This window comes from Ruegeria lacuscaerulensis, from assembly GCF_013031245.1.
Classification (GTDB): domain Bacteria; phylum Pseudomonadota; class Alphaproteobacteria; order Rhodobacterales; family Rhodobacteraceae; genus Ruegeria; species Ruegeria lacuscaerulensis_C.
This window is the reverse complement of record NZ_WPZL01000068.1, coordinates 1-8421: the sequence shown is the minus strand read 5'-3', so window position 1 is coordinate 8421 and position 8421 is coordinate 1. Positions and strand designations below refer to the sequence as shown.

Genomic DNA, 8421 nt, shown 5'->3' with positions numbered 1-8421 from the left:
CTAACACCAGCAGAGAAATTTGATGCCTGTGTTGCGTCGATCCGTTGAAACCACAGGGACATAGCTGCCATTCGCTGCAGGTGCGAACTCTGAGGGATACCGGAATTCAAAGTCGCGTAATAAAGTGGACTTTCGGCGCGTTTACGCCAACGACTGCTTTCCGAAAATGGCCTGGTCAACAATGTTGTTTTCTCCAGTGACAGAATAGTTATGTCTATTGAGAACCCGTGCCGCCAACTACTAATCCAAGTATATAAGGGCGCTTTTAGACAAACGTGGCCTCTGTGCCGAATGTGCAAAGCATTGGTTTTTCGCCCGTCGCGCAAACACACCGCACCAAGGAATGGCGAACGACATCTAATCTGATTTCTAAACGGCGGCGGCTGCAACCTGAAGGGTGCGTTGTGGGCTAACACTTGCCACATGTCAGGAGTCAGCCCTGGGTGCTAGCATTGGATCGAGTTGCCTTGCAGCACATCAAAGCCGGTCATCTAGCGCTCACCTGTAGAAAAATTGACAGTCACCGGGCTTGCGCCTTTCACGCGCAGCTCCGCCACATGCTCACCTGGCTTGGGTACATCGATCCAAGCATCCAGATCTTTGGCGACCTTGTTGCCGTCCAGATACCATTCAACAGATTTTGCTTCGGTGCGGCCAGTGAATGTACCCCAGAGATGCAGCGGTCGGTCCGCGCGCACCACTTGCCCCTCAGAGGGGTGAATAATGGCGAGTTCAGGTGGCGCTGGTGGAAGTTTAACTGGCTTGGTATCTGCCGTTGCGGTGAAGTAACCGTCATGAGCAAGGACCCTAATCCAAACCTTGTCGGCCGGAATGGTGTTGGGATCGATCTCAACGCTGTTACCTCTCGCACCAACCCTGAGCCCGTTCCAACGTTCTCCATCAGTAGACCATTGCAGCCATATATCGGGGTCGTAACCACGCTTGGCCCCGGTCGTTTTCCAGGAAACCTTTAGACCAGACTTGCCAATGCTGGCTTCAGCCGAAGCCAATTTAACCGGCCGTGTCGGTCGCTTGCGCTCCCATATGACTGCGTCCCCCTGGCAGATGCGGATTGCATTTCCAGGGCCGACATCGCCCATTGCCGCAATGAAACTATACGGTGGTTTAGGCGGATCCTTTTTATCGCCTCCGCCGCAACCGCAGCCATCGCCGTTGGCGTCGTGATTATCCATTGTGAACACCGGTGCAGATGAGATCACCTCGTCCTTGTCCCCGGTCAACTGCAAAACTAGATCGGTACGCGCACCAGACATCCGCAAGGGCCGGGTTGGAACCCGAACGAGGCTTGCGACGGAGACCTGCATGTCTTTGCCAACCTCTCCCACGATCGTCACGAAAGGTCGCATCTGGTCTTGCCTGTCGACTTCCATGGCGCCTGCCCCCACCGAGTTGCCGCCAGACACGCCCGTCGCCAACGCCACCGGGTCAAATTCGGCGCGGTTCAGCATATAGTTATGCGTAAAGATCGAGACCCACCGGGGGCCGCAATAGCCCATCAGATCCTCACTGTTGGCTGGCCGGTGTATTGTCCCGTCATTTGTGTCGAGACCGTATTCGCCGATGCTCGCATCCGAGTAGACAGTGTTGCCATTACTGTCGGTCGTTGTCATGCCGGTATCGTAAGGCTCGTAAAGCGGGTAGCTCGCGTTTGGCGTGCCGACCGTGCCACATGGGGCATGTGGTAAACCCGCCTGATGGCCCAACTCATGCGCCAACGTGACCGGGCTACCGGACAGGCCAGCGCCGTTGCCGCCGCTGGCGCATCCTGTGTTGCCATGCGAGCGCGGGATCGCCGCATTGACCAGTCCATAGTAAAGCCAATCGCCCTGATTGCCGTCATTCGTGCGCGCGTTGGCCACGAAATTCAGGATCGGCGTCCAGTTGGGATCGCATCCTCCCGCTGGGAAGTTGTTGTTTGTCAGCCCTTGTGTTGTGGTCTGACTGTCGATGATCCGCACGTTGGGCGTACTGCCTACCGGGAAAACCCGAAGGGCAAAGCTGGTATCAGCGGCAACTTGTGCTGCGTTGGGGGCAGGCAAGGTGATATTGGCGCCGCCGCCAATCGGTGGGCCGTTATAGCCAATTGTGACGGCTGCAACGCGCAACTCTTGCTCAAGATCGACATCAACAAGCTGTTGGGCCGTGCCGCTGCCTCCATAGCAATCGTCTGGCGAAGAGACAGTGATAGAAAGGCGCAAGAGCCCGGTCATCACGTTGGCCGGGATAATGAAGTTCAGCGTCGCATCAATGTCGCGTCTCTCTGCGTCGTAGCTCGAGAAACTGTCCTGCGCTGTCACCGGGGCATTGGCCGGTACGATATTGGCCACCGTGGACCAGATCCCACCAACCCGGCGTTCCACTTGAAGTGTGCCACCAACATTGCCGAGCTGCCCATTATCGAAATTCGGATCCTGCCCGCTGCGCAGATATGTCCGCACCCAGGCCGATTTATTGGCAACAAGTTGAAGGGAGTTGTCCGGGCCGCGGTCAGCTGGATCAGTCAGATGCTGATTGGCTCGGAAATACTGAATCGCCTGCGTTACCTCGATCCCGTCGATGGATAGATCCGGCGGGTTCTGGAAAACGAGGTCTAAGCCCTGACTTACTGTTGGAGGTTTACATTGACCGGTCACGACGATTTCGACCCGCACTCGGGTCGTCTGGTCGAAATCAGTCTGATCGAAGTCCCAGCGTCCCAGATCGGGGGCCGGTGAAATCTGTGCAATGACAGCGTCGGTGTCTGTATTAACGATGCGCACAGTCACTGAGTCAGCGGCGCAGACCTTCCAGCGGATTTTCAGAACCTCGCCGGGCAACAGGCAGTCGTCGTTCTGATGCCCTTTGACGATAAACTTGAGAATATCAGCTCTTGTGCCTTCGAACTCAGCCAACATCGTGCCGCTTTTGCGATAGTCCAGGAAACGATCGCAGACGCTGATCGTTTGGGTCGGAGGAATGATCGCCAAACCACAGCCTGCACTGGAGGGGACGATCACGCAGATGCGTTCGTCTGACCACGAGGTCGGCACAGCGATCGGGCCGGGGTTCATCGTGCCATGCTGGGTGAACTGCACTTGCCCCGCAATATCGCCAAACCCGCACCCGCAGATCGCAACCGTATCACCGGGGCAGGCACGCTCTGGGTTGATCTTGGTCACGGTGTAGCAATCGATGCTGCACCAGTTTCTATATGCATCCGTGATGCAATCCAGGATGGGCTGGCGGACACATATTTGACAGCAAGGCACTTGTCCGCAAGGCGTCTGACCGTTGCAGATGCACATCACATATTCGAGCAGATCCTTAAAATGACGCCCTGCATGCGGCTTCTTGCAGATCAGGTTGACAGCTGCTTCATGAAGCGCGGTCAACGCCTGGAACCGGCAAAGTTGTTCAAGCAGCGCGCCGACGTATTTGACCATTGTTGGCCTGTGACCGCAGGACACTTGCATGGCCGCAAAGACCATCAAGCTCACGTCTTTGTCAGCGATCAGGGACTTACCGGTCGGGCAGACATGGTCGGAACAGCACACCGGGTTGGGTTTGGATTTGATGGGCTTACAGCTGTCATCATTGCAGTCATCGGAAAAAATGTCCTGCAAGATACCGTCTGCATCATCCCCGGATGCGCAGCCACAGCCGCAGCCCGTTGGCGACGTGGCACAAAGGGCATTGAGTACATCCACATAGCGCCCCTTGGCAGCGACGTCTCCGTTCAGAACACTCCAGGCATCACCAAGCGTGTTGTCAAATATCGCAAGCGTCGGACGGATGCATTCAAAGAAGTCAGTGCGCTTGCGCAGCAACCGATCAGCACCCGCAAGCTCAAGCGCTTCCTCAATGTCATCAAGAACGCTTTCTGGCAAAAACGGCTTATCCGGTGCAGCCCAGCTTAGCGGGCGGCTCAGGTGACACGCCAGTTTCTTTGCCGGGATGGCGAGGTCGATTTTGATATCGTCGGTGCAGGAACAATCCTCAATCTTGAGCCGGGCTTTATGGATGCGAACGCCGTCGCGGTCGCGCAGCTTTATCCGCAATTCCATCGGACCTGCACATCGACAGTCTTCGGGTATTTTCGACGAATCCACTATGAGCAAATATTGGCCATCGGCGGTCGTCAGGACGCATCCAAGATCGATTTTGCAGCCGTCTCGCTTGCGCCAGCCATCCCCAAATACGGCGCGAATCTTGACCAATATACCGTGTACGGGCTGACCGTTTTCCTGTTGGGTGACACGACCGAAAACAGATTGAATAAGACTGGACATAGCTAAAATAAGCCTCCGTTTTAAAAATGAACTTCTGTCGATTTCGCTTGGGAATTGCGCCAAATAGGACGCGTTACACCAATCGTGACCAAGTGTGATTTGCAAATTTTGAATAATGTTAATGCTGATTAAATATGCTTTTATTTTGAGCCGAAATACCCAAAATGTCAATCAAGTGCCGCCTAGGGCGTCGCCGCTCGGACGCATTAACAGCAGTGGACACCGCACTCCTTCCGCACGGCGCCAAGTGCAAAATGCCGCACAGCTCTGACGTGAAGAACCGGTTTTTTGGGGCAATTTTACCGCGCACGCAGCCAAAAGTACTGACGGCCCATAGCAGTTACTCGACTAGGTGCTGAAATGTTGAAGTAATCCACAAAGCTGCCATTCGTTGTGTAGGCAAAGCCAATGCCCGCGTAAATTCACGGGCCGCGGACTGAATCGAACAAATTCCATATCGACCACTTCAACGGTGAAGCAGGTGGGAATGACGACCTGTTAAAGACTGGCTATCGACAAACACCATAAAAGCTGTGCTCAAAACAACGCGGCTTCTTCATGTACTACAACCCGGTCTGGTCGTCTCATTCTTTGACTATTTGGGCGCCGCCGCGTTCAGCCATCCAATTGGGCAGTTTCTAACGCCGCTCAATTTAGTTTCTTCACGCAACGCCGTTCGGTACCCTCTCTGTGCAGACGTTTTCAAGAACGTTGGCGATGTGCGGCAAAGGTGGTGGGATTTCATGACGGCGATTTTGCGAATAACAGGACGCGCCGCTCTGCTCGTCGTTCTCGTTTTCGTGCTTTTCTGGTCAGCTTTAGCTCTGCCTGTTTTCTCCGGGCTTCGAACTCCGATTTTGGAACAGATGCTTTCAGAACAAATCGGTCAGACGGTGTATATTGAAGGGGATGTCAGCATCATTCTGGGGGCAACAAGTCACGTTCGCGCAACCAAAGTGGAAGTGCCCAGCGAAACCATAGAAAATGTGAACCTGGCGGCTCTAGAAGTTCTGGAACTGGAATTGAACCTGCCAGCGTTGATTTCAGGCCAGATCGAAATCGACAACCTGATCATCGATGGCCTGAATGTTCGACTGCTGACCGATACAGACGGGAAGCAAAGCTGGGTGGCGGACAATCGGCCCGAGGTCAGTACGACAGCGTTGGGGATACAGAATGACACGGTTGGTATTCTGGATTTCCTGAGTGACAAAACTGTGGCCTTCACGTCCGTTGCTCTGATCGTGGACAATGAGACAACTGGTTTCGAATTCGATTTCAAGTTGACAAACCTGCACTTGGATCAACTGGGCGATAATGCAGGTGCAACAGTCACAAGCCACGGAACCGTTAACGGGCAGAGCTTTCAGATCAAAGGTGACTATCCACGAGGCCAACCATTCACAACAAATGCGAATTTCGGTACGATAACACTCGGTTTCAACGGCAACCCGATCGCAGCGCAAAACGGTGGTGGCTTCGAAGGCAAGCTGACTTTGGATACTGGCGAAATTGGCGATCTACTCGAACTTCTCCGACTCGACCGCGATATTGAAGGTCAGGCAAATCTGACGGCCGACATACAAAGTCAGAACCCAAAGCTGGAAATCACGGATTTCAGTACGGATTTGAACCTTTTGAACGGTCAATTACTGACCGCGAAAGGCTCCGTCAAAGATCTGATCGGTTTTAAAGGTATCGACCTTGCAATTGACGGACGCTTCTATCCACAGGGCGATCCACCGGAAACGGCCACGGATCTAAAGAATTTAAGGCTCACCGACCTTTCAACGCATATCGTCGGTACGGAAAACGCACTGGAGTTTCAAGATCTGGCCCTCACGACAAATGCGTTTGACAACGAGCTAAAGCAGATCGGTCCGGTTCGATTTGGCCGCGTGTTTCGTGCTGACAATGGTAACCTGACACTGGAAAACATCACGTTGCAGGCAGGACCGCGGGATCAACCCTACTTTATTGCCAAAGGCGACATCAAAGACCTGTTGCGCCTGAAAGAGATCGACTTTAGCGGCACGATGTCGATACCATCATCGCTGTTTCTCCGAGACCTTAACGCCAAGTCATTAGGCAGCGTCGAAGGCAGCTTTTCAGTGGATGATTTGCAGGGGTTCCTCAGCCTCAACAAATTCGATGCGCACACGGTTGATACCGAAATTTGGGAGCTGAGGACCCAGGCCAAACTCGGTAAAGTAAAGGACTTTAAAAACCTGTCCTTCGATTTCAACCTGGCTGTCAAAGACAGCGCTCAATTTCTGGCAGCCATCGGCCAGAAATCAGTCAACACCGGACCGTTAAAGGTCAGCGTGTCCGCGAACGGAAAACAAGACGACTTCTCAAGTGAAATTGCGCTGACGTCCGGCAAGTCTAAACTGAGCGCCAAACTAGAGACATCCACGGCTGGTGCGCGTCCTCTGATCCAAGGCAGGGTTTCCAGCCAGCGCATCGCACTCCAGGACGTCAAAGACGCTGTGGCCGTTGTTACAAGCATTGCAACACGCTTTCGCCAACCCGGCACCAGGGGCGCAAAACGCGATGCGTCGAAAGGGAAACCTACCAATCTTATTGAGCTAGAAGATTTTCTGCTCGATCAGGATGTCGATGTGTCCATTGACATCAAGAAAATCGAGGGCGAACAGGCAATAACCAGTTTGTCCAGCCATCTGAAGGCAAAGAACGGCCTTGCCCAGCTTGGGCCTGTCGATGTCGCCTATGATGGCGGTTATTTCTCCGCTACGGCGAAAATGAATACGGTGAAGAGCCCGCAGTTGCTTTCACTTCAGGGCACAATAAAGAACTGGAATCTGGCAACCCTGTTCAGCGAGTTTAATACCAAATACTCGGCAGTCGGACGGCTTCATGGAAAATTTGAACTTACCGGAAACAGGCGCTCGGTAGACGCCTATGTTAACTCGATGAGAGGCTCTGCCTCTATCCTGATGTCAAATGGCGGTATATCAACCAGTCTTCTCGAACTGTCCGGGCTTGGCATTTTTCCATGGTTGATTTCTGAAGAGCTCAGAAAAGGTTACAGCAAGATTACCTGCCTTGCCGCACCCATCCAAATCAATGCCGGCAACGTATCTTTCAGCTCGTTTGTTGCGGAAACCAAGAAGGTTCAACTTGTTGCCCACGGCGAATTGGATTGGTTAAAAAACACGATTTCAATTCAGGCCGAGGCTCGAAAGCTCGGCAGGCCCTTATCGCGGAGCGCCTGGCCATTCGAAGTCGTAGGGACGCTGACGCATCCGAAAATCAAGCTTCTTCATCACAACATTTTCCAAAAACGCGCGGATGGAGCCACAGAGTTACCCGAAAACCGAAAATCCTGCGTTCCGGATATTAATCAGTTAAAACAATAAGGTACGTTTGTCATTTCGATTTCACTTGAATCCGGGCGGCCCGTCAGGACAGTGCGTGCTCGGCAAAACACTCTTTCGAGTTCACTTGTTCCTTAAAGGCTGAGCAGCCTCAACGTTCAAACAAGCGAAGTTTCACTAAGGCAGGTAACAATGCCGACCCACCTTACCTCTAACGCAATACATGACAAGTAAGGTCGCCAATGCCTTTGGAAGTCGCCAGTTTCGGCTAACGGCGCAATGGGTATTAAGTACGCGCCGGAGCTTTTTTTACGAAGTAAACTGCGAGACGCACCAAGTGCTGAATCCAATAGGCGCCAAAGCCGATATTCTGAACTGAGTTCTTTTTGGTCTGCCTGCGTCAGCAGGATTTGATAGTCACTGGACTTACAGGGCCCCGCCCCTAAGCTAGCAACATTTTCCGAAAAGGGGCCGGCATGTTGACCAGAACCGCTTCACTCGTTTTTGCTGAGTGGGTTTGACTGTGTTTCACGGTTTTGTCTTCCAAAGCTGACGTTTTGCATCATTGGGTCCAACTCGGACCCGACGACGAAATCATTGTAAGAGCAATCTCTGCCTCGCCTGACTGGCCCTTGAGTTCCATCCTGGAGGAAATCGCATCCAGATCGCGGGATCTGGTTATCCATGTTGGCGACTACCTGTATCGGGCATCGGAATGCCCGGACGCAGTAAAATGCGGCGGATCTCCTTTTGGTGACACCTTCAGATCCTGGTCCGCAGACTGGCTGGACCCG

Annotated in this window: 2 protein-coding genes; one reads left to right on the top strand and one right to left on the bottom strand. The window is 53.2% G+C overall.

Annotated elements, in window-relative coordinates:
* Window positions 1-491 precede the first annotated feature (491 nt).
* Window positions 492-4289 carry a hypothetical protein gene (locus GOX66_RS24935; protein ID WP_170766543.1) on the bottom strand — a complete coding sequence of 1266 codons (3798 nt, stop codon included), beginning with the start codon at window positions 4287-4289 and terminating at the stop codon, window positions 492-494.
* Window positions 4290-5032: 743 nt separating this feature from the next.
* On the opposite strand from GOX66_RS24935, the gene GOX66_RS24930 reads away from it, so the two are divergent.
* Window positions 5033-7669 carry an AsmA family protein gene (locus tag GOX66_RS24930; RefSeq protein WP_170766541.1) on the top strand — a complete coding sequence of 879 codons (2637 nt, stop codon included), beginning with the start codon at window positions 5033-5035 and terminating at the stop codon, window positions 7667-7669.
* The last annotated feature ends 752 nt before the right edge of the window (window positions 7670-8421 follow it).